The organism is Micromonospora noduli, assembly GCF_003264475.1.
In the GTDB taxonomy this organism is placed as follows: domain Bacteria; phylum Actinomycetota; class Actinomycetes; order Mycobacteriales; family Micromonosporaceae; genus Micromonospora; species Micromonospora noduli.
Map to the genome: position 1 here is coordinate 105,468 of NZ_PYAC01000010.1, position 21,677 is coordinate 127,144.

General features: G+C 70.5%; 18 protein-coding genes. 12 read left to right on the forward strand and 6 right to left on the reverse strand.

Going from position 1 to position 21,677, the window contains the following annotated elements; genetic code table 11:
* Window positions 1-117: 117 nt before the first annotated feature.
* Window positions 118-1,317 (forward strand): low temperature requirement protein A, encoded by a 1,200-nt coding sequence (locus MED15_RS14080; RefSeq protein ID WP_112735875.1) that lies wholly within the window; start codon window positions 118-120, stop codon window positions 1,315-1,317.
* A gap of 145 nt (window positions 1,318-1,462) precedes the next feature.
* Here the strand turns inward: MED15_RS14080 and MED15_RS14085 are convergent, their stop codons facing one another.
* Complete coding sequence (locus tag MED15_RS14085; protein ID WP_208646650.1) at window positions 1,463-2,356, reverse strand: RNA polymerase sigma-70 factor; 894 nt, start codon at window positions 2,354-2,356, stop codon at window positions 1,463-1,465.
* 179 nt (window positions 2,357-2,535) lie between these two features.
* On the opposite strand from MED15_RS14085, the gene MED15_RS14090 reads away from it, so the two are divergent.
* Both MED15_RS14090 and MED15_RS14095 read left to right on the forward strand, forming a co-directional pair.
* Entirely contained in the window at window positions 2,536-2,919 is a 384-nt protein-coding gene (locus MED15_RS14090; RefSeq protein WP_112602343.1) for a DoxX family protein, read from the forward strand.
* Window positions 2,920-2,972: 53 nt separating this feature from the next.
* Window positions 2,973-3,362, forward strand: coding sequence for a hypothetical protein (locus MED15_RS14095; protein WP_112583011.1), 390 nt, complete (start codon window positions 2,973-2,975; stop codon window positions 3,360-3,362).
* A 54-nt stretch (window positions 3,363-3,416) separates the two neighbouring features.
* Here MED15_RS14095 and MED15_RS14100 read toward each other — a convergent pair whose 3' ends face one another.
* Complete coding sequence (locus tag MED15_RS14100; RefSeq protein WP_112735877.1) at window positions 3,417-4,016, reverse strand: TetR/AcrR family transcriptional regulator; 600 nt, start codon at window positions 4,014-4,016, stop codon at window positions 3,417-3,419.
* Between the two features lie 100 nt (window positions 4,017-4,116).
* Here MED15_RS14100 and MED15_RS14105 point away from each other — a divergent pair, with 100 nt between their 5' ends.
* Window positions 4,117-5,274 carry an FAD-dependent oxidoreductase gene (locus MED15_RS14105; protein WP_112735878.1) on the forward strand — a complete coding sequence of 386 codons (1,158 nt, stop codon included), beginning with the start codon at window positions 4,117-4,119 and terminating at the stop codon, window positions 5,272-5,274.
* Window positions 5,275-5,454: 180 nt separating this feature from the next.
* On the opposite strand, the gene MED15_RS14110 is transcribed toward MED15_RS14105, so the two are convergent.
* On the reverse strand, window positions 5,455-6,372 hold the full coding sequence (locus tag MED15_RS14110) for an MBL fold metallo-hydrolase (RefSeq protein ID WP_208646652.1): 918 nt from the start codon (window positions 6,370-6,372) through the stop codon (window positions 5,455-5,457).
* A 46-nt stretch (window positions 6,373-6,418) separates the two neighbouring features.
* Window positions 6,419-6,604: a DUF1330 domain-containing protein gene (locus MED15_RS33820; RefSeq protein WP_208646654.1), complete on the reverse strand. Its 186-nt coding sequence runs from the start codon at window positions 6,602-6,604 to the stop codon at window positions 6,419-6,421.
* A gap of 221 nt (window positions 6,605-6,825) precedes the next feature.
* Between MED15_RS33820 and MED15_RS33230 the strand changes: the two genes are divergently transcribed.
* Window positions 6,826-7,395, forward strand: coding sequence for a hypothetical protein (locus MED15_RS33230; protein WP_146766717.1), 570 nt, complete (start codon window positions 6,826-6,828; stop codon window positions 7,393-7,395).
* A 217-nt stretch (window positions 7,396-7,612) separates the two neighbouring features.
* A complete protein-coding gene (locus MED15_RS33235; RefSeq protein ID WP_146758769.1) occupies window positions 7,613-8,503 on the forward strand; it encodes a hypothetical protein in 891 nt (296 codons plus the stop codon).
* Between the two features lie 395 nt (window positions 8,504-8,898).
* On the opposite strand, the gene MED15_RS14135 is transcribed toward MED15_RS33235, so the two are convergent.
* Together MED15_RS14135 and MED15_RS14140 are read right to left on the reverse strand one after the other, a co-directional pair.
* A complete protein-coding gene (locus MED15_RS14135; protein ID WP_112726859.1) occupies window positions 8,899-9,369 on the reverse strand; it encodes a hypothetical protein in 471 nt (156 codons plus the stop codon).
* Window positions 9,370-9,528: 159 nt separating this feature from the next.
* On the reverse strand, window positions 9,529-12,237 hold the full coding sequence (locus MED15_RS14140) for an MGH1-like glycoside hydrolase domain-containing protein (RefSeq protein ID WP_112583005.1): 2,709 nt from the start codon (window positions 12,235-12,237) through the stop codon (window positions 9,529-9,531).
* Window positions 12,238-12,279: 42 nt separating this feature from the next.
* On the opposite strand from MED15_RS14140, the gene MED15_RS14145 reads away from it, so the two are divergent.
* The 6 genes from MED15_RS14145 (at window position 12,280) to MED15_RS14170 (ending at window position 21,038) form a co-directional block, all read left to right on the forward strand.
* The gene (locus MED15_RS14145; RefSeq protein ID WP_112602350.1) at window positions 12,280-14,223 is read left to right on the forward strand and encodes an amylo-alpha-1,6-glucosidase; all 1,944 of its coding nucleotides are present in this window, start codon (window positions 12,280-12,282) and stop codon (window positions 14,221-14,223) included.
* Between the two features lie 136 nt (window positions 14,224-14,359).
* Entirely contained in the window at window positions 14,360-15,697 is a 1,338-nt protein-coding gene (locus MED15_RS14150; protein WP_181549241.1) for a glycosyltransferase family 4 protein, read from the forward strand.
* An 83-nt stretch (window positions 15,698-15,780) separates the two neighbouring features.
* Window positions 15,781-17,469 (forward strand): serine/threonine-protein kinase, encoded by a 1,689-nt coding sequence (locus MED15_RS33825; protein WP_244220458.1) that lies wholly within the window; start codon window positions 15,781-15,783, stop codon window positions 17,467-17,469.
* A gap of 179 nt (window positions 17,470-17,648) precedes the next feature.
* Window positions 17,649-19,220 (forward strand): serine/threonine-protein kinase, encoded by a 1,572-nt coding sequence (locus MED15_RS14160; RefSeq protein WP_112735889.1) that lies wholly within the window; start codon window positions 17,649-17,651, stop codon window positions 19,218-19,220.
* Window positions 19,221-19,323: 103 nt separating this feature from the next.
* The gene (locus MED15_RS14165; RefSeq protein ID WP_091404025.1) at window positions 19,324-20,133 is read left to right on the forward strand and encodes a metal-dependent hydrolase; all 810 of its coding nucleotides are present in this window, start codon (window positions 19,324-19,326) and stop codon (window positions 20,131-20,133) included.
* Window positions 20,130-21,038, forward strand: coding sequence for an amidohydrolase family protein (locus MED15_RS14170; RefSeq protein WP_112583003.1), 909 nt, complete (start codon window positions 20,130-20,132; stop codon window positions 21,036-21,038). The genes MED15_RS14165 and MED15_RS14170 overlap by 4 nt, the downstream gene beginning before the upstream one ends.
* Window positions 21,039-21,677 lie beyond the last annotated feature (639 nt).

Consider the following 21,677-nt stretch of genomic DNA (forward strand, 5'->3'; position numbering starts at 1 on the left):
TTGTGGGTCGCCGGCCCCTTCGCTCCACGTGCCACAGCCGCCCCCTGGCTCGTTAGGCGAGGAGATCACCGCGACGGGAGGGCACGTGGTTCGGCGACACCGACGCGTGGCGAGCCGATGAGGAACACCCCCGACAGGCTGTTGCGCAGCGAAGCCACCCGCCAGCGGGCCACCTTTCTGGAGCTCTTCCTCGACCTGGTCTTCGTCTTCGCCCTCACCCGGATCTCCGCCCGGCTGATCGCCGACTTCACCGACGGTCAAAGCGGCGTGTACGCGGGTCTCGGCCAGGCTCTGCTGCTGTTCCTGGCGCTGTGGGCGGTCTGGTCGGTGACCGTCTGGTCGACAAGTTGGCTGGACCCGGACGCCCCGATCGTCCAGACCGTCATCATCATGACGTTGGTCGGCGCCATGACGATGGCCGTCGCCGTGCCGCACGGCTTCGGCGCACGGGCCTCCCTCTTCGCCATCACCCTGGTGACCCTCCAGATCGGCCGGGTGGTGTTCTTCCACGTCGCCGGGCACGGCCGGCCGGACCCACAACAGTCGATCCGGATTCTGTTCTGGTTCGGCTTGAGCGCACCGCTCTGGGTCTCCGGCGGGCTGGTCAACGACGGCACGGTTCGCGGGGCACTCTGGACCCTCGCCGTGCTGATCGACTACGCCGGGCTGTTCCTCGGCTGGCCGACCCCGCGACTCGGCGCGCAACGGCTCGGCGTCCAGATGATCGCGGCCGAGCACCTGGCCGAGCGGTACCAACAGTTCCTCCTCATCGCTCTCGGCGAGGCGATCTTCGTCATCGGGCTCGCCTTCAGCGGCAGCGAGTTCCACACCGACCAGACGGGTGGGTTCGTCCTGGCGCTGGCGAGCACCGTCCTGCTCTGGCGGATCTACTTCCACGTGGCGGGAGGGATGCTGGGCACGGCCGTCGACCGTTCCCGCAACCCGGCCCGACTCGCGACCGACATGGCGTTCGCCCACATGGTCATGATCGCCGGGATCGTGCTCACCGGCGTCGGCTTCGAGCTGTTCATCGCCGAGCCGCTCGGGCACCTCCCGGCGACCTGGCTCATCGCCATCTTCGGCGGCCCGGTGCTCTTCCTCGCCGGACGATCGGCGCTCGAATATCAGGTCTTCGGTCGGGTTTCCCGGTCCCGGCTGGCCGGCCTGCTGGCGTTCGGCCTGCTGATCCCGGCAGCACTGCACCTCCAGCCACTCACCGCCGGCGCGGTCGCCGCCGTGGTGCTGCTCGGCGTCGCCGGAGCGGACGCGCGACGATCCCTCCGCCGGTCGCCGGAGACGCCCACGCCCCCGTACTAGACGAGTAAGTCCTAACGCGTTGGCTGGCCCGGCAAGTCGATGTGTGGTCGAGCGGTATGCCTCAGAGTCATATTCATACCTCTGAGGTATAGCGCTCAAACCCGCATCCGCCCCGACGGAGGCGACCGACGGTCACCGCCGACCGTCAGCGGCGCAGGGCCGTTTCGCTCCGCATGTGCGACAACTTTTCGGGGTTACGCACCGCGTAGACCCCGCTGATGAGACCGCCGTCGACACGCAGCGCGAGGACCGTGTCGAGCTCGCCGTCGAGCCGCAGAACCAGCGCCGGGTGACCGTTGACCTGGGCGTAATGCAGCGACATGGTCGCGACCCTGGCATGTGTGCTGCACAGCAGGCGGGCCACCTTGTCGGCCCCGGCGACAGGCCGCAGCACGGCCTGCTTGATCCCGCCGCCATCGCCGAGGAGCACGACATCCGGCGCGAGGACGTCGAGCAGGCCCTGCACGTCGCCGGTCTCGACCGCCAGCCGGAACGCCGTGAGCGCACGTCGGGTTTCGGCCGGCGAGACCATCCCGCGCGGCCGCCGCGCGGCGACATGCGCCCGCGCACGGTGGGCGATCTGACGGACAGCGGCCGGGCTCTTGTCGACCGCCTCGGCGATCTCGTCGTATCCAAGGTCGAAGACCTCACGAAGGACGAACACCGCCCGCTCGGTCGGCGCCAGCGTCTCCAGCACCAGCAGCATCGCCATCGAGACGCTCTCGGCGAGTTCGACGTCTTCGGCGACGTCGGGCGCGGTCAACAGCGGCTCGGGTAACCAGGAGCCGACGTAGGACTCCCTACGCCGACCGACGGCACGCAGCCGGTTGAGCGACAGTCGGGTGGTGATCCGGACCAGGTAGGCGCGCTGGTCCCGCACCGCCGTGAGATCCGCGTCCGCCCACCGCAGCCATGTCTCCTGGAGTACGTCCTCCGCGTCGGCGGCCGAGCCGAGCATCTCGTAGGCCACGGTGAAGAGCAGGTTCCGGTGTGTGACGAACGCGTCGACGGCCCGGTCCCCCCGGCCGTCCGCACTCATGATTCCGCCTTCCGCATCCATGCGTCCTCCAGTCTCGCCGAACTCGACCGCGTCGCCCACCAGACACCGGCCTTCCGACTTCTGTGACGCCGGGCGTCCGTGCTCCTCGTCACCTCACGAGCTGTCACGGCGCACCGGCCGGCGGTGTCTCCTGTGTGACCCGAAACGGAGGACACCTCATGAACCTTGCACTGTGGATAGCGGCCGGCCTGTTGGCCACAATTGCCCTGGCCGGCGGCATCACCAAGACGTTCGTACCCAAGCAGAAGTTGTCAGCGGTCAACGGCGGCGGGTGGACCGGGGACGCCAGCGTGCGCTTCGTCAAGACCCTCGGCGTCCTCGAACTCCTGGCCGCAGCCGGCCTCATCCTGCCCGCCGTGCTGGATATCGCACCGGTGCTGGTGCCGGTCACCGCCGTCTGCTGGATCCTGCTGATGATCGGCGCGATGATCACCCACCTGCGCTACGGCGAGGCGAGGTTCATCGTGCTGAATCTGGTCTACCTCGCGATGGCCGCGTTCGTGACCTGGGGCCGCCTCGGACCCGAGCCCTTCACCGGCTGACCTGAGCCCATTCCCGCCCCGGCTGATCGACCATGCCCCGCTATCATCGCGCGATGACGTCACGGACCGCGCTGAGGAAGCGCACCAAGCGCGCCCTCGTGGCCGTGTCCGTGACGCTGGGTCTGCTGTCGTGCCTGTGGGTCCTGTCGTTCCTGTGGTTGCAGGTGTTCAAGACCGAGGGATCGTTGCCGCCGAAGTCGCGGATGCCGGAGGTGCCGTCCGGAGCGACGATCGCCGACGAGAGCGTGGAATGCGCCTCCGGTGGATGCTGGCGAACGATCACCCTGGTGCCCGCGGCGGGGCAGTCTCCCGAGGATCTGGCACGCGAGATGGGTCTCTCTGAGGAGCTGAGCCTGCCGCCGACAGTGTTCGACCCGGCGTCTGTCTACGTGGGGGCCAACCCCAGGGAGGGCAGGCTGACCGTCCACATCGGCTATCAGTGAGCCTCTCGGGGCCTGGCAGCGCCGCAGGCTGCGACGCCGCCTGCGGCGCGGCGCTCAGGAGGGTGCGGCGGCGGGGAAACCATCAGTGAGCGCGCCGATCACCTGCTGGATCCGGTGCTCCGCCGTCGGGTCGGTGTGGCTGGTCAGCGCGACGTAATGCAGCACGCTGACCACAGCCAGGGCCAGTGCGTCGGTGTCGGCGCCGGCCGGCACGCGCCCACGGGTCTGCTCGGCGGCCAGGTAGTCGGCGACCGCGCGTTCGATCCCCCGTAGCCCCGACATACCGCCACCCAGGACCGCCTCGACGTTCGCCGTCAACTCCGGCCGAAATGCGGTCAGCCGGGTCAGTGCCGTCAGCGTGCCCAACGGCGTGGCCAGGACGGCCTGGCGCAGATTGTCGGCAACCGTGCCGGACCCGGCGCGCTGCGGCAGGCCGGCCACCTCGCCGGAGATCTGGAAGACGCGGTCGACAGCGAACCCGGTCAGGAAATCCTCGAAGTTCGCGAAGTGCGCGTAGAGCAGCCCTGTCGCGACGCCGGCCTCGCGCGTGACGGCCCGGCCGGTGAGCTGGCTCGGCCCCTCTTCCACGATCAACCGCTCGACGGCAGCGAACAGCTGCTGTCTGAGCGCTGGGATGGCGACTCCGCGCGGCATGCCTGAAGTCTAGGCGGTTGCGCCGCCGCCGTTTGCGCCGGTATGAACAGTCGCTCATACTAGTTTGAGCAGATGCTCATTCTAGGCGGCGAGGTGCTGGATGAAACGTGCGGTGATCGTGGGCGCGGGGATAGCCGGGCTGGCCACAGCCCTCCGACTCCACCAGGACGGGTGGCAGATCCTCGTGGCCGAACGTGCCCCAGCCCGGCGCAGCAGCGGCTACATGGTGAACCTGATCGGGCCGGGCTACGACGCCGCCGAACGCCTCAGCCTGATCTCCGCGCTGACCGCCGCCGACCTGGGGCTGTTCACCACAGTGCTGGTCCACGCCGACGGACGCCCCAAGTTCACAGTGCCGTCCGCCATCGCCGAGGCCGCACTCGGCAAGCGGGCCCTCTCGGTGTTCCGCGGCGACCTGGAATCCTGCCTCTTCGACGCGGTGCGAGACCGTGTCGACATCCGCTTCGGCACCACCGTCACCTCCGTCGACCAGGACACCGATCACGTACGCGTGGAGTTGAGCGACGGCACCATCGAGCAGGCCGACCTGCTGGTCGGTGCCGACGGGGTGCACTCGGCCACCCGTACCGCCGTGTTCGGCCCCGACTTCCGGGTGGACCTCCCGTACCTCGTGGCCGCCTTCCCGCTGACCCACCCGGTGCCTGGCGTACCCGAGTCGTCCGCCACCACGTACATCGGTCCCGGGCGCACCGCGGCGATGGTCAACCTGGGCCCGGAACGGTCGTCGGCGTTCTTCACCTACCGCAGCGCGGAGCCCGCCGCCGACCTGGAACGCGGGCCGGTCGACGCGCTGCGGGCCGCGTTCGGAGATCTCTCGGGTGGCGTGCCCGACGCGATCGACCACCTTGCGAAGGACCCGGCCAGCGCCTACTTCGACGCCGTCAGCCAGGTGGTCATGCCACGCTGGAGCACCGGTCGCGTCGTCCTGCTCGGAGACGCGGCGTGGTGCGTGACGCTCTTCGCCGGACACGGCGCGGCCCTCGCCCTGGCCGGCGCCGACCACCTCGGCGCCGCCCTACGGCGGCACGCCGACGACCTCCCGGCAGCACTCGCCGAGTGGGAGACCGGACTACGCCCGGAGGTCAGCAAACGACAGGCACTCGCCCGTCGGGGAATGGCCCAGTACGCGCCACCCAGCCGATTCCACGTCTGGATGAGCGATCTGACCATCCGGGCGATCACCCTGCCCGGCATCAGCGGCCTCGTCCGGCGAGGTATCGAACGGGCAAACCGCTGAGTGGTGCCCCGTCACATCGGTTGACTTGAAGCGCATGAAGTTGGGGACGCTTCATCATGGCAGCGACGAAGCCCACTGCCCACTGCATGATCGTGCTCAATCCAGGATCGAGTGGCTTCCCGATGCCAGCGACACCACTACAACATGGATCGAGCGCGATCATGCGGGGCGGAAACCATGTCAGGCGAAGACGGCCTTGACCGAGTTCCAGAGCACGCCCCGGTTCATCCGGTCGGGATGGAGCGCCAGCATGGAGTCGTACAACTCCTGGTAGTTCGCCGTCTTCCTCAGCGCGGCGGAAAAGTCCTCGATATACCGCCGGGTTCGGCCGATGTCATCGGGACTGTCCGCGTCGCCGTCCCGCTTGTGCCCGGACACGACCGCGCTCGGGCGCAGACCCTCGATCGTGTCCAGTGCCTCAAGCCACCGATCGCTGCCGCCGCCCGTGGATTCGGCCAGGTAGAGGTGTACATCGCCGTAGACGGCGTCGCCGGCCACCACCAGTCCGATGCCGGGCACAAACAGCGCGCTGGTGCTGTCGGCGTCGGTGTGGCCCAGCTCGACGGCCTGCAGCTGCTCGCCTTCGAGTTCGAGCCACCCGTCCGCGAGTGGTTCGACGGTGAACCGCTGACCGGAAAGCTGGCCGGGGAAGCGGGGCTGCCAGTAGCCGTCGAACCACTGAGGGCTCCACTGCGCGGGTATGTGCTCGGCTACGCTCGGCGCCGCGACGACCCGGGCGGCGGGGAACCGCTCCAGCACGCCGGGAGTTCCGAAGAAGTGATCACCGTGGGCATGGGTGATGAAGATCGTGGTGACGATCTTGCCGGTAGTGAGGATCCAATCGGTCAGGACTCTCGACTCGTCGATGGTCATCAGAGGATCCACCAGGACCGCGTCCCGCTCACCGAAGATGAGCGTGGACGCCGTCGGCGACCACCGGCGGCGATCCTCGCCCGGCGGAAGATCATCCGTGACGGCGACCTTGGCCGGCGCGACGTGGACTGCATAGCTCAACATGGTCGTTTCTACCCCTTTTTCGGCACTAGATCCGCCGGCGTGCCGGGGCGACACGGAGTTCGGCCGGTCGCCCACGGTCACTGTTGACGGGTTCAGATGCGGTGTCCGCTGCTGCGCGAGGACGCGGTCAGTGGGAGGCGGCCTTGATCGCGTCCCGGACCTGCTGGGCGAAACCGGCAACAGTGAAGTCCGGGCCGACGCCGTCGACCAGGATGAGATCACTGATCGCGTTGTTGGCACGCATCGGCAGGATAGCCTGGTACTCAGCCGAGCCGTACCACTTCTCGGCAGCGGCGCGGTCCGGGAACTCCATCAGGACCACCGAGCCGGGCCAGGCCCCCTCGACCACGGTTCACGTCACCCTGGGCTAGCCACTTCCCGCCGTAGGGCCGCACGGTGGCCTCGACCTGTTCGAGGTAGGACAGCCAGATGACGCAGACCGTTTGGACTCCGTCCAGGCCCCCCGGGGCGAGCCGGCAGCCTGGCCATCGTCGGCGTCCGGTGCCCGTTCCTTGATTCCACCTGGTGCGGGCGGTGGAGAACACGAAAAACCGTATGCAGAAACAAATCTGCAGTTGGTCGTCACCGTCCGTGGCGATCTCAGCCGACGGCGGCCTTCCGCTGAGTTCGGAGCCCGGCGGGTTCAAAGTCAGACCGGGGGCCGGTGACGTTGCCGCCGTCCAGCCGCCGGTCGACCCGACGCCTCGGTGCCCCGTCGCGGCCGGCGGTCGGCTCTTCGTCGACCAGTCGCTGCCTGGCGAACAGGCGAATGAGGTTGTGGAAGCCATACCGACCGTCCGTTCCGGCCCGCAACAGGCTCAGCTCAACAAGCTCCTTGAGGGCGTCCTCGGTGTCGTCCAGATCGCTTCCGTCCAGGGCCGCCGCGCGGCGTGCGTCGAAATCCGGCCCCGACAGCAGGGACAGGCGGCGAAACAGACGCTGGGCCGGCCCGGTGGCGGACCTGATCGTTCACGCGGCGAGAGCGCGCTGATCCGACAGCACGACATCGGAGATGCCGGCGGGCGGATCGGTGTCGGCGTACGACGGAATTGGCGGCACCGGTGGGTGCCGCCACTTCCGTTGGTCACTGCTGCTTACGGCTGAGCCAGCGGTGTCGACCGATTCGGGTAGCGCCGCATCCCCACGCACCCAACACGATCGTTCGATGCCCGTGCGCGGCGGCGACCTCCAGCGCCGCCGGGCACGCCGGGCCAGCACCGCCGGCACATCAGCGGCCCGCCACCATGACAAGGGTGACATAGACAGGTCGACATCAACTGATACTCTCCTCTCGCCTTACCCCTAGAGGAGAGACACCGAATTGAAGAAACTATCGAGCGTCGCGACCGTGCTCGCACTCTCAGTTGGAATCGCTATCGCTCCGGCGGCATCTGCCTACGCTGCTACGGACAGGAGCGGGGCGGAACGGCTGAACATCCCGAACAGCAGTGCGTGCAAGAACGGTCGCACGGTCATGCAAGGCATGGTGGCAGGGCCAGGCGGCCAGCTTTACATCATTTTCACAAAGGCGGCCGGCGCCGAGCCCGTCCTGTCCAGGTGGGTGCGCGACGGCTCAACCTGGGACGGCACTAGCTGGGTCTGCGCCGGTGCGCCAACTTCCATACCCACACTCGGCCACGGTAACGACCTCGCCTACAACGCGAACTATCTGGGCCAGGGCCCGGCCCTGATTGCCACCCAGGGGAGCCAATCCGCGTTTCTGAGTGACAAGGTGACAATCGTACGCCTGAACGCCGACGGATCTATTGGCACAACCGGGGAAGTTCGTCTACCGATAGGCAACATCAGCGGCCTCTGCTACAGCGCTACGGCCGCCGGCGGAGCCGGCAAATATGCTGCCCGACGGTTGGGTAGCCTGTGGACCCATCCCGGCGCTGGCGCGTTGACGAGTGGATGGACGCTGGTGAAGAGCAACCTGACGAGTCACGATAATCGTTCCGACCAAGGCATCGACTGCTCGGAGAACTATATCTGGAACACCAAGTCAATCAACACCTCAACGCCCGCCACCGGGTGGAACTGGGTGTACCAGTACAACTGGTCTGGAGGCGATGTGGAGAGTGACATCGGAATTCCGGGCAACAACCTGGTCGATGAGATCGAAGATGTCACCCATGTGGGGAGCGAATTCTTCGTCGGCATCAACCGAAACGACGGACTAGCCGACACCGTGAAGGTGCTCACCGAATAGTTCGAGCAACTGTAATGCTGTTGACGTATCCATGGGGTGCTTGGTCAGCTCGGTCGGTTCGACCGAGGAAGTGTCTCGCAGAGCGCGCTAGCTAGTTGTCGGCGGGCACCGAGGGTGGTGCCGACCTCCGTCGACCGACATGATCGTGCTCGATCCAGGATCGAGTGGCCTCCCGACGCCGGCAACGCCACCACAACATGGACCGAGCACGATCATGCGGGGTAGCGGGTTGGGCGGGCGCGGGCAGGGGACGGGTGTGCGCGGGCAGAGTGCGGGGCAGCGGCGGTCAGCGGCCCAGGGGGAAGATCAGGTCGGTTGCCAGCGCCGTCCAGCCAGTCTGGTGCCAGGCGAACAGGCCGGCCCCGTTGTCGCCGTGGAAGTATCGGGGAGACAGCTCACTGATCGAACAGCCCCTTGATGCCATGTCTTGTGAGCAGCTCGGGCATGGGGTCCACGGAGCGTCGACGGCCCGGATGCCAGATGCGCCCCACGTTGATGGAGGCGTTGGGTCCCGGGACGTCGTAGGGACTGCCCCGGGGGTAGACCGCCAGGGAACTCCCCCACATCATCCCCGCATCGTCCCAGCCCATACGCTCGATCTCATCCCAGGCGTACGAACGCCGCAAGCCTGAGCGATCGCGGACCAGCAGCCCCAGGTCGTCGGCGAACACCGCGTTTCGCAAGCGTGTGGCGGCGACGATGATCGAGGCGGCACCAAACGCCAGGACGGTCCAGTTGAGCAGGTCGAAGACCACCTTGACAACGATCATCACGACCAGGATCACGCCCGGTATCGCGATGGCGGGCCACACTCGGGACTGACCGAGGACGTGCACCTCGCCCACCGGTTTCACCGACTCCCCCACGGCCAATCACGATAGTGAATGGTGCCCACAATCGCGCCCCCGCCGGCAGCACTTTCCCTGATGTCGCTGCCTCCGGCGGCCCCGAGACAGCAACAGCAGGGAAGTTGCGCGGATCTTGCGTCCGGGCGCGACGGCGGGCAGGGGCGAGGGCGGGCAGGGTCAGCGGCGGAGGGTGAGGATCAGGTCGGCTACCAGGGCCGTCCAGCCGGTCTGGTGCCAGGCCCCCAACCCGGCCCCGTTGTCGCCGTGGAAGTACTCGGGGAAGGCGATCAGGTCGCGCCAGTCCGGGTGGGTCTGGAACATCTGAGCGGCGCCGTAGATCGGCCGTCGACCCCAGTCGTCCTGAGTGAAGAGCGAGATCAGCCGGGCGGAGAGGTCGTCGGCGATCTCGTCCAGGGTGTGCTTCACCCCGGAGCGGGTCGGGTACTCCACCTGGAGGTCGTCGCCGAAGAACGCCGCGTAGTCGCGCAGCGCGCTGATCAGCAGGAAGTTCGTCGGCATCCAGATCGGACCGCGCCAGTTCGAGTTGCCCCCGAACAGTCCGCTGGTCGACTCGGCCGGCTCGTAGCCGACGGAGAACTCCTGCCCGCCGAGGGTGACCGAGAACGGCTTGTCCAGGTGCGCGCGGGACAGCGTACGGAGGCCGAAGTCGGAGAGGAACTCGTCGGGGTCGAGCATCCGGGCGAGCAGGCGGACCACCTGCTCCGGGCCGACCATGGACAGCAGTCGCTGCTGCCGGCCGTCGGGGCCCAGTCGGCGGGTGCCGATCACCTGGGCGTACTCCGGGCGGTTGGTGAGGAACCAGCGCAGCCGGGCGCCCAGCTCCGGTAGGTGGTGCAGGGTCCGGGCGGTGAGCCGGGTGGTGGCGGCCAACGGCAGCAGCCCGACGACGGAGCGGACCTTCAGCGGCACCTTCGTGCCGTCGGCGAGGCGCAGCACGTCGTAGAAGAAGGCGTCCTCGTCGTCCCACAACCCCTGCTCGTACGCGGCGGCGGCGATGTAGGCGAAGTGCTCGAAGAACTTGGTGGCGGTGTCCACCCAGGTCCTGTCGTGTTCGGCGAGCACGATCGCCATGTCCAGCAGGTTGAGCGCGTACATGCCCATCCAGCCGGTGCCGTCGGACTGTTCCAGCACCCCGGCGACCGGCAGCGCCGCCGAGCGGTCGAACGGCCCGACGTTGTCCAGCCCGAGGAAGCCGCCCTCGAAAACGTTGTTGCCGCCGGTGTCCTTGCGGTTGACCCACCAGGTGAAGTTGAGCAGCAGCTTGTGCATCACCCGGGCCAGGAACTCGTAGTCCCGGCCGCCGTCGATCTCGAACACCTTCAGCGCCGCCCACGCGTGCACCGGCGGGTTCACGTCGCCGAACGCCCACTCGTACGCCGGGATCTGCCCGTTGGGGTGCAGGTACCACTCGCGGAGCAGGAGCAGGATCTGCTCCTTGGCGAAGCCCGGGTCGACCCGGGCGATGCTGACGCAGTGGAAAGCCAGGTCCCAGGCCGCGTACCAGGGGTATTCCCACGGGTCAGGCATGGAGATGACGTCGAAGCTGGTCATGTGCCACCAGGCGCTGTTGCGCCCGTGTCGACGTCCGGCCGGCGGCGGTGTCGAGCCCGGGTCGCCTTCGAGCCAGCGTTTGACGTCGAAGTGGTAGAACTGCTTGCCCCACATCAGCCCGGCGATGGCCTGCCGGGCGACCAGCGCCTCGTCGGGTGTGGCGGCCGGCGGGATCACTCCGGCGAAGAACCGGTTCGCCTCGGCCCGCCGCGCCCACACCACGGCCTCGAAGCCGTCGCTGAGGTCGGCCGGGGGCGGCGGCGAGGCGGCCGGCGGCGACGCGGTACGGGTGAGCCGCAGCCGGATCTGGCGCTGCCCACCGGCGGGCACGTCGAGCACGTAGTGCAGGGCGCCCTTGGTGCCCTCCCGGGCCGGGTTGACGGTGGCCGCGCCGTTGACGACGTGGTCGTTGATGCCGTCCTTCGGGTACGGGGAGCGGCCGGGCAGACCCCAGAGCCGTTCGGCGTTGGTGTCGTTGTCGCAGAGCAGCGGCACCGGGCCGCCGTCGCCCTCCAGCAGCAGTTGGCCGAGCACCCGGTGCTCGCCGACGAGCCGGGTGCCCTGACCGGTCAGCCGGGGGATCCGGTCGCCGCCGGGCAGGCCCCAGGACCAGGTGTTACGGAACCACAGGGTGGGCAGGACGTGCAGGGTCGCCGCCTGGTCGCCCCGGTTGGCGACGGTCACCACCATGCAGAGGTCGGTCGGAGACGCCTTGGCGTAGTCGACGGTCACCGCCCAGTACCGGTCGTCGTCGAAGATCCCGGTGTCCACCAGCTCGTACTCGGTGTCGTCGCGGCCGCGCAACGCGTTCACCGCGACGAGTTCGTCGTACGGGAAGGCGGCCTGCGGGTAGTGGTAGCGCCAGCGCATCCAGGAGTGGGTGGGGGTGGAGTCCTCGTACCACCAGTACTCCTTGACGTCCTCGCCGTGGTTGCCGCCGTCGCCGCCGAGGCCGAACATCCGCTCCTTGAGGATCGGGTCCTTGCCGTTCCAGAGGGCCAGGGCGAACGCGAAGGTCTGTCGTTCGTCGCAGACGCCGGCCATCCCGTCTTCATTCCACCGGTAGGCTCTGGACCGCGCGTGGTCATGCGGGAAGTAGTCCCAGGCCGTACCGTGCTCGCTGTAGTCCTCCCGTACCGTCCCCCACGCCCGTTCGGACAGATAGGGACCCCATGCACGCCAGTCCTGCTCCCCCGAGTCGGCCTGGGCGAGCCGGAGCCGCTCAGCGTCGGGTGGCGAGGCGTCGGAGGACGATCGGTCAGTGATCACGTGCACATCTTTGACGTCGCCGCGGTACTTGACCACAGCGGCCATTCTCGTCGTGGCGTGTTACACCCCGCCGCCGGTGGAGGAAAGTTGATCGACATTCACTTCGGCCCGCAGATCTGCGGCGACCTGACCAGCGCGGCCAGCCGGGAGTGGCTGGTCCCCGACGGCCTCGGCGGCTATGCGATGGGCACTGTCGGCGGGCTGCGGACACGTCGCTACCACGGTCTGTTGGTGGTTCCCGGCGAAACGCCGGCGTCCCGCCAAGTGGGACTGGTCAGCCTCGATCCGGCGGTCACCCTGCCGTCCGGCGCGCGGGTGCGCCTCGGTGCGCACGAGTGGGCCTCCGGCGACGTGGACCCGCGCGGCTTCGAGCTGTTGGAGCGCTTCGACCTGATCGACGGGCTACCCCGGTGGCGGTGGCGGATCGGCGCGGTGGTGATCGAACGGGAGCTGGCCATGCTGCCCGGCCGTTCCTGCGTCGCGGTCGTGCACCGGCTGGTCGCCGGTGGTCCGGTCCGGCTGGAGCTGTCGGCCGCCTGCACCTGGCGGGACGCGCACGGCGAACGGCGGGCCGACGGCCCGATCCCGCAGGTCGAGGCGGTGGCCGACGGCGCTGTGGTCGAGGGCGCGTACCGGCTCGCCGGCCCGGGCTGGGCGCCCGAGGGGCAGTGGTGGCTGGGCGTGCACCACCGCGAGGAGGCCAACCGGGGGCTGCACCCGGACGAGGACCTCTGGTACGCGGGCCGCTTCTCCGGTGAGCTGGAACGCCCCGGCGACACGGTGTCGGTGCGGGCCTGGGCCGGTCGACTCGACGAGGAGCCGCCGCCGGCCACGGAGATCGTGGCGACCGCGAGGCGACGCAACCGGCGGGTGGTCGCGACGGCGAAGCCGGCCGACGACGTGGACGCCACACTGGCGCTGGCAGCCGACGCCTTCGTGGTGCGCACGAACCAGGCGGCGGTGGACGTGGTGGCCGGCTACCCGTGGTTCGGGGCGTGGTCGCGGGACACGATGATCTCGTACGAGGGGTTGTTCCTCTGCACGGGTCGCGCCGACGAGGGGCGGGAGCTGCTGCGGGCGTACGCGGCGACGCTGTCGGAGGGGATGCTCGCCAACACGGCCGACACCGGTCGGGTGGAGTACAACACCGTCGACGGCACGCTGTGGTTCCTGCACGCGGTGAGCCGGCACGTCACCGTCACCGGCGACACCGACCTCGGCGACGAACTGCTGCCCGCGTTGCGCGCGGTGATCGACGCCCACACCGCCGGCACCCGGTACGGGATCCGGGTCGACCCGGCCGACGGGCTGCTCACCCAGGGCGCCGCCGGCACCGCGCTGACCTGGATGGACGCCCGGGTGTACGGGGTGCCGGTCACCCCGCGGACCGGCAAGCCGGTCGAGGTCAACGCGTTGTGGATCAACGGGCTGGCCGGGCTCGCGGAGCTGACCGAGCTGGCCGGGCAGGACGCCGACGAGCTGTGGCGACGCCACCGGCAGGCCACCGCCTCGTTCCGGGAGCGGTTCCCGGCCCCGACCGGGTGGCTGCACGACGTGCTGGACGCGCCCGCGCCGGCGTACCCGTTGGGTGGCGCCGCAGTGCACGACGACGACGCGTTGCGCCCCAACCAGCTGCTGGCCTGGTCGCTGCCGTACGCGCCGATGGAGCCGGACGAGGCGACGCTGCGGCGGATCGCGGGCGGGCTGCTCACCCCGCTCGGGCCACGCAGTCTGGCCCCGGATTCCGGGGAGTTCGTGGGCCGGCACCGGGGCGGCCCGGCCGACCGGGACGGGGGCTACCACCAGGGTACGGTCTGGCCGTGGTTGCTCGGCCCGTACGTGGATGCCGTGCGCCGGGGGAAGATGTCCGTCGATGACGTATTCGTTGGCATTGAGGCCCATTTGATGGAATATGGGTTAGGCTCGGTGAGCGAGACGGCCGATGGCCTCGCGCCGCACACCGCTACCGGGTGCCCGTTCCAGGCATGGTCGGTGGCCGAGCTGCTGCGGGTGCGGCGAAAGAGCCAGTAGCGCTTTACACGACCGCAACGGTGGTGTCGCCGCTGGTTATCGCGATCCCGGCAGGATTGGCCTCGATCCAGACGCGACGGCGACATCGATTCGGTGTCGGTCGGCGCGCGCCCGGGGACAACTCAAAGGGGGCCGCATGTCACTCGATGCCCACGTGATCGACATCAACCCCGCCCGACAGCTGCGGGTGCTGATGCTCTCCTGGGAGTACCCGCCGGTGCTCGTCGGCGGTCTCGGTCGACACGTGCACGCCCTCTCCGTCGCCCTCGCCGCCGCCGGCCACGAGGTCACCGTCGTCACCCGCCACTCAGAGGGCGCGCCCCTGGAGGAGTACGCCGACGGTGTGCGCATCCTGCGCGCCCCCGAGGACCCCGTCACCTTCCCCCTCGCCACCGGCTCGCTGCTGGCCTGGACCATGGCCTTCAACCACACCCTCACCCGCACCGCCCTGCGCGCCACCCAGGCCGGCTCCTACGACGTCATCCACGCCCACGACTGGCTCGTCGCCCACACGGCTGTCACCCTCGCCGAGCACCTGGACCTCCCCCTGGTCACCACCATGCACGCCACCGAGGCCGGCCGGCACCAGGGCTGGCTGCCGGAGGAGATGAACCGCACCATCCACGGCGTGGAGCACTGGCTCAGCGACTCCTCCATCCGGGTGATCACCTGCTCCGGGTACATGCGCGACCAGGTGACCGCGCTGTTCGACGTACCGGCCGCCCAGGTCGACGTGGTGCCCAACGGGGTCGACGACCGGGCCTGGCGGGCCCGCCCCCGAGCGGTCGCGTCGGCCCGGGCACGGTTCGCCGGGGACGGCCCGTTGGTCGGGTACGCCGGGCGGCTGGTCTACGAGAAAGGCGTCCAGCACCTGGTGCACGCCGTACCCCGGCTCCGCGAACGACACCCAGGGCTGCGCGTGGTGATCGCCGGCGACGGCCCGTACCGCACCGAGTTGGAGGCGGAGGCCCGGCGACTGGCCCTCAACTCGACCGTCAGGTTCACCGGGTTCCTCGACTCCACCCAACTACCGGCGATGCTCGGCGCCACCGACGCGACAGTGGTGCCCAGCCTCTACGAGCCGTTCGGCATGGTGGCGCTGGAGGCGGCGGCCGCCGGAGCGCCGCTGGCCGTGGCCCGTACCGGCGGCCTCGCCGAGATCGTCGAACCCGGCGTGACCGGGGTGACGTTCCCGCACAGCGACCCGGACGCGCTCGCCGGCGCGGTCGGCCAACTGCTCGGCGACGAGGTCTTCGCCCGGCGGCTGGCCCGCCGGGCCCGCACGATGGTCGGCGAGCGGTACGGCTGGGCCACCATCGCGGCCCGCACCGCCGCCAGCTACGCCACCGCTCGTCGCGAACACGGCCCCGTGCAGGCCCGACGCGCCGCCGCCCGACTGAGCGGCGGGCGGAGCCGGATCGCCATCCCGGAAGGGAACCTGCTCGCCGCCGCCGTCGACCACGCCGCCTGCTGAGCCGAGTCGGACGACCGATAGGTGACTTCCGATCCGCTGGTTAGGGTGTAGCCCGGACAGCGGCTGAGGAGGAGCGTGCACAGGTGCTGATCGCCGGTCGGTACCAGCTGCTCGACCTGGTCGGTCGCGGGGGCATGGGTCGGGTGTGGCGCGCCCGCGACGAGATGCTGCACCGCGAGGTGGCGGTCAAGGAGATCGTTCCACCGAGTTGGTTGGCCGATGCTGAACGGGCCGAGGTGCGCTCACGCACCATGCGGGAGGCGCGCGCCGCGGCCCGACTCAACCACCCCGCCGTGGTCCGGCTCTACGACGTCGTCGCGGTCGACGGCAGCCCATGGATCGTCATGGAGTACGTCCCGTCCCGCACCCTGCAGGACGTCGTGGACGCCGAAGGGCCGCTGGAGCCGGCCCGCGCGGCCCGGATCGGGCTGGCCGTGCTCGACGCGTTGCAGGCCGCGCACACCGCCGGGGTGCTGCACCGCGACATCAAGCCGCAGAACGTGCTCGTGGCGCACGACGGGCGGGTGATGCTCACCGACTTCGGGCTGGCCACCTTCGACGGTGGCGACGGCGCGATGACCCGCCCCGGCATGGTCTTCGGCTCCCCTCAGTACGTGGCCCCCGAGCGGGCAGCCGAGGGGGTGTCCACGGTGGCCGCCGATCTGTGGTCGCTCGGGGCAACCCTGCACGCGGCCGTGGAGGGGCAGTCCCCGTACGCCCGCAGCACCGCGATGGCCACCCTGAGCGCGCTGGCCGCCGGCCCGCCGGACCCTGCCCCGCACGCCGGGGCGCTCGCGCCGGTTCTTGACGGGTTGCTGCGCCGCGACCCGCGCGAGCGCCTCGACCACGAGACGGCCCGCCGGTTGCTCAGGACGGCCGCGACCGGCCGCGCCGACCCGCCGTCGGCGACCGACCGACAGTCGGTCGACGGGCCGGTGCCAGGGCTGGTTGGCCACCCCGCCACGGCGGACGACCCCGACGACCAGGACCCCACCGTTCCGCTGCCCGACCCGGCCGCCCCGGCCGCGGCCGGTGGCGCCTCCGCCACGCCGGCCCCGGATCCGGCGGCCGCCGGGCGTACCGCGCGCCGCGTCGCGGTGGTCGCTCTCGCGCTGCTGGTCGCCGTCGTGGCCGGCGTCGCCACCGCGCTGACCGTCGCCGACGACAAGCCCCGCGACCCCACCGGCTGGTCCACCCCGTCGCCGAACCGTCCGCCCAACGGCGGGCCGATCGGCCCCGGCCCGCCACCGAGGGGGCGGAACGTCGCCCCGCCCCCGTTCGCCTGTGTCCGCCCGGACGTCGTCGGATCGCCCGTGCAGGCCGGTACGCCGAACCCAGGCGAGGAATTCCGACCGCCGCCCGGCTGGCTCTGGCACGCCGACACCGCCGGCTTCCGGGTCTCCGTACCGGCGACGTGGCTGACCTCCCGCGACGGCACGGTGACGTGCTTCCAGGACCCGGCGACCAGCCGGGCCTTCAGCGTCGCCGACGGCGGCGCCGCCGATCCCCTGGAGCTTCTACGGACCGCCCGCGAGACGGCGGCCGGGGCAGGCGCCCTGCCAGGGTACGACGAGATCCGGCTCGCCGCGGGCGACGGCGGAGCCGAGTGGGAACTCCGTTGGCAGACGCCGCACGGCCCGTGGCTGCACGCCCGGCAGGAGGTCCTCGGTGCCGACCGCTGGACGCTAGGTTGGATCACCCGGGACGAGGACTGGACCGGGGCCGCAGCCGACTGGGAACGGGTGCGAAAGAGTTTCCGACCACCCCGCTGACCTGCACCGTATGGCCATGATCCGGACCACCGTCCGTCGTGGATCGAGGCCGCTCAGTGGATGAGAAAGCCGGCATTGGTGGCTATCGTGGATCCCGGGGTGACCGAGGGGGAGCGACCGTGCATCAGTTGCTGATCGCGGGTCGGTACCGGCTGCTCGACCTGGTCGGCACCGGCGGAATGGGCCGGGTGTGGCTTGCTCGCGACGAGATGTTGCATCGCGACGTGGCGGTGAAGGAGGTCGTGCCGCCGTCCTGGCTGGCCGAGACCGAGCGCGAGGAGTTGCGGCTCCGAACCCTGCGGGAGGCGCGCACCGCCGCCCGGCTCAACCATCCCAACGTGGTCCGCCTCTACGACGTGGTCCACGACCGGGAGAGCCCCTGGATCGTGATGGAGTACGTGCCGTCACGATCGGTGCAGCAGATCATCAGCGCCGAGGGGCCGTTGAGCCCGCAGCGCACCGCCCGGATCGGGCTGGCGGTGCTCGCCGCGTTGCGCGCCGCGCACACGGCCGGGGTGCTGCACCGCGACGTGAAGCCGCACAACGTGCTGGTGGCCGACGACGGGCGGGTGGTGCTCACCGACTTCGGGCTGGCCACCTTCGACGGCGGTGACGGTGTGATGACCGGGCCCGGCACGGTGCTCGGCTCGCCGCAGTTCGTCGCCCCCGAGCGGGCCCGCGAAGGGGTGTCCGACGCCCGCACCGACATGTGGTCGCTGGGCGCGACGCTCTACGCGACGGTCGAGGGGCAGTCACCGTACGCACGGTCGAGCGCGATGGCGACGCTCAGCGCACTGGCCACCGAACCACCGGATCCGATGCGTCGGGCCGGCCCGTTGCGTCCCGCCCTGATCGGCCTGTTGCAGCGCGACCCCTGGCGGCGGTTGACCGCCGCCGAGGCGGAGCCGCTGTTGCGCAGCGCCGCGGCGAGCCACGGCGAGCCCGCCGGGTCGGTCCGCTCCTCGGCGGTCGCGGCGGTCCTCAGCGCCGGGCGGGCCATCGCGCCGCACCCGGTCGAACCGGTGGCCCCGCCGGACGAGCCGGCCACGCCAGCTCCGGGCCCGCGCCCGCGGCGCCCACCCGGCCGGCGACGACGCCTGATCGCCCTGGGTGGTGCGGCCACCGCTCTGCTCGTCGCGGGTGGCGTCACGCTGGCTCTGGTCAACCGACACGATGATCGGACCCCACCGTCCGGCTCGGGTGGTGGCGCGCCGACCTCCCGGCCGGCGGCGTTCGCCTGCACGTCGGCCCCGCCACCGTCGGCGACCCCGGTGGTGGCGGTGTCACCGCCACCCGACGTGAAGTACGGGCTGCGCGAGGGCTGGACCTGGTACGACGACCCGACCGGGTTCCGGATCGCCGCGCCGGTGGGGTGGGCGCGCTGGACCGAGGGCTCGGTGACCTGTTTCCGGAAATCCGGCGGGTCCCGGGTGCTCAGCGTCGAGGCAGGGCCGGACCGCGCGGATCCGGTGGCGTACTGGAAGGCCGAGGAGGCTCGGCTGACCGCGACTGCGGCGCTGCCCGGCTATCGCAGGGTGGACATCTCCGCGATGGACATCTTCGAGGGTGGCGCGGTGTGGGAGTGCGGCTGGCAGAACGCCGTCGGCGTTCCGGTGCACAGCTTCCGGCTGTTGGCCAACACCTCGGCCGACCGTTCCTACACCGTCTCGTGGTTGACAGAAGAGTTCGACTGGCAGGTCAACGCGGCATACTTGCCGATGATCCGGCAGAGCTTCACCCCCACCCTTTGACACGGTCCGATGTGGACCTTCCGGGTGATGCCCCTGCGGCGCCGACGCTTACTACAGTGGCGTAGTTTTGGGCGCTCAAGATCCCTGGGGAGGGTGAGCCGAGATGATGGGACCGCAACACGCGCTGTCCGGCGCGGCGGTGTGGCTGGCTGGCTCCTGGGCACTGGAGCAGTTCGCCGACTACCACCAGTCGCCGCTCGCGTTGGCGGTGGGCACCGCGGTGTGCGCCGGTGGCGCGCTCTTTCCCGACCTCGACATGTCGGGCAAGGTGACCAAGAACCAGGGTGGGGCCACCGTGGCCCGTACCTTTGGAGTCTTCTCGCTCTTCGCCGCCGAGGTGATGGAGAAGATCTCTCTCGGGGTCTACTACGCCACCAAGCTCAGCAGGGACCCACGCCGCAACAACGGGCACCGGACGCTGACCCACACGCTGCCGTTCACCCTGCTGGTCGGCTGGGGCACCACCGCGCTCTGCGCCGCGTACGGCAAGTGGGCGGTCATCACCATCCTGTTCTTCATGTTCGGCCTGGCGCTGCGCGGGCTGTTCGACGAGTGGGCCGAGCGGGCCGGATGGGTGATCATCACTCTCGCTTCGGCCGGGGCGGCCTGGTTCACCTTCGCCAACCTGCCGGGCGGACGCGGCTATCCGCTGATCGGCACCGCGCTGGGCGTGGGCTGCTTCGTGCACATCCTCGGCGACATGATCACCAGAGCGGGCGTGCCGATCCTCTGGCCGATCCCGATCAAGCGGCGCATGTGGATGATGATCGGCCTGCCGAACAGCATCGCCCTGCGCGTCGGCAGCAAGGCCGAAGTGGTCGGGATGCGCATCGCGCTGACCGTCGTCTCCGCGCTCGCCACCGTCGGCCTGATCGCGCCCTCGGTGCTGAGCCGTTTCGACATCGACATATGACCGATCCGGCCCCGGCGATCCCGCCGGCCGAGGACGAACGCGTACCGGAGTTCTGCCGCGCCCTGGGGCTGCCCGGCCTCGCCGACGTGCACGTGCACTTCCTGCCGCCGCGCCTGCTGCGTCGGGTGTGGGCCTACTTCGACGCCGCCGGGCCGCTGGTCGGCACCGAATGGCCGATCCGCTACCGGTGGAGCGACGCCGACCGGGTCGCACACCTGCGCCGGCTCGGGGTACGGGCGTTCAGCGCCCTGGCGTACGCGCACCGACCGGGCATGGCGGCGCAACTCAACCGCTGGACGCTGGACTTCGCCCGCGACACCCCCGGGTGCCTGGCCTCGGCCACGTTCTACCCCGAGCCGGAGGCCCCCGGGTACGTCGAGGCGGCCCTCGCCGAAGGCGCGCGAGTGTTCAAGTTGCACCTGCAGGTCGGCGGCTTCGCGCCGACCGATCCGGCGCTGGACCCGGTGTGGGGAATGCTGTCCGACGCGGGTGTGCCGGTGGTGGTGCACGCCGGGCACGCACCGGTGGGGACCCCCAACACCGGCCCGGACCCGTTCGCCGCCCTACTCGCCCGCCACCCTCGGCTGACCGCCGTGGTGGCGCACCTGGGCGCCCCGGACTACCGGGCCTTCCTGGACCTCGCCGAGACGTACGAGCGGGTCCGGCTGGACACCACAATGGCCTTCACGCCCTTCTTCGACCAGTTCGTCCCCTTCCCCGCCGAGGAGTTGCCCCGGTTGCGCGAGTTGGGGCTGGCCGGCAAGGTGCTGCTGGGCAGCGACTTCCCGAACATCCCGTACCCGTACGCCGACCAGGTGACCGGACTGGCCCGCCTGGACCTGGGCGACGACTGGCTACGCGCGGTCTGCTGGAACAGCGCCGCCGCCCTCTTCAACCTGCCCTGACCCCACCCCGCCCCCGGCCGACCGCCGCGCTCCCGCCTTCACCTCACCGCGGCGCCCCGCGCCCTCGCCCCGCCCCGCGGCGCCGCGCACTCGCCGTCGCCCCACCGGACCGCTCCTGCGCCCCGCGCCCTCGCGCCCCGCGCCCCGCGCCCCGCACCCTCGCGCCCCGCGCCCAGCCGCGCCCCGCGCCCAGCCGCGCCCCGCGCCCAGCCGCGCCCCGCACCCTCGCGCCCCCCGCCCAGCCGCGCCGCGCCCTCGCGCCCCGCGCCCTCGCGCCCCGCGCCCCGCACCCGCACCCGCACCCGCACCCGCACCCGCACCCGCACCCAAGATCGTGCTAGATCTTTGATGTAGTGGCCTCCTCGCGACCCGATCGAACTACATCCAGGATCAAGCGCGATCTTGGGTGCCGCGCCCCTTGACCGGCGGCCAAGATCCGCGCAACTTCCCGGATGCTGCTGCCTCTGGCGGGTGGGAGGCAGCAGCATCCCCGATGTTGCGCGGATCTTGGCCGCGACCATCAGGTGCGACCGACCGGGAGCCGCGCGGTGCCGGCTGAGCGCGGCGCGGCTGAGCGCGGCGCGGCTGAGCGCGGCTCGCGCAACCGGACTGGCACACGTCTGCAATCCAGTCACGTGT

Excerpts from the sequence above, each read along its gene's own strand:
- MED15_RS14080 (WP_112735875.1), top strand. The coding sequence starts at position 118 with ATGAGGAACACCCCCGACAGGCTGTTGCGCAGCGAAGCCACCCGCCAG.
- MED15_RS14085 (WP_208646650.1), bottom strand. The coding sequence starts at position 2,356 with ATGAGTGCGGACGGCCGGGGGGACCGGGCCGTCGACGCGTTCGTCACA.
- MED15_RS14090 (WP_112602343.1), top strand. The coding sequence starts at position 2,536 with ATGAACCTTGCACTGTGGATAGCGGCCGGCCTGTTGGCCACAATTGCC.
- MED15_RS14095 (WP_112583011.1), top strand. The coding sequence starts at position 2,973 with ATGACGTCACGGACCGCGCTGAGGAAGCGCACCAAGCGCGCCCTCGTG.
- MED15_RS14100 (WP_112735877.1), bottom strand. The coding sequence starts at position 4,016 with ATGCCGCGCGGAGTCGCCATCCCAGCGCTCAGACAGCAGCTGTTCGCT.
- MED15_RS14105 (WP_112735878.1), top strand. The coding sequence starts at position 4,117 with ATGAAACGTGCGGTGATCGTGGGCGCGGGGATAGCCGGGCTGGCCACA.
- MED15_RS33820 (WP_208646654.1), bottom strand. The coding sequence starts at position 6,604 with ATGGAGTTCCCGGACCGCGCCGCTGCCGAGAAGTGGTACGGCTCGGCT.
- MED15_RS14140 (WP_112583005.1), bottom strand. The coding sequence starts at position 12,237 with ATGGCCGCTGTGGTCAAGTACCGCGGCGACGTCAAAGATGTGCACGTG.
- MED15_RS14150 (WP_181549241.1), top strand. The coding sequence starts at position 14,360 with ATGTCACTCGATGCCCACGTGATCGACATCAACCCCGCCCGACAGCTG.
- MED15_RS14160 (WP_112735889.1), top strand. The coding sequence starts at position 17,649 with ATGGGCCGGGTGTGGCTTGCTCGCGACGAGATGTTGCATCGCGACGTG.
- MED15_RS14165 (WP_091404025.1), top strand. The coding sequence starts at position 19,324 with ATGATGGGACCGCAACACGCGCTGTCCGGCGCGGCGGTGTGGCTGGCT.
- MED15_RS14170 (WP_112583003.1), top strand. The coding sequence starts at position 20,130 with ATGACCGATCCGGCCCCGGCGATCCCGCCGGCCGAGGACGAACGCGTA.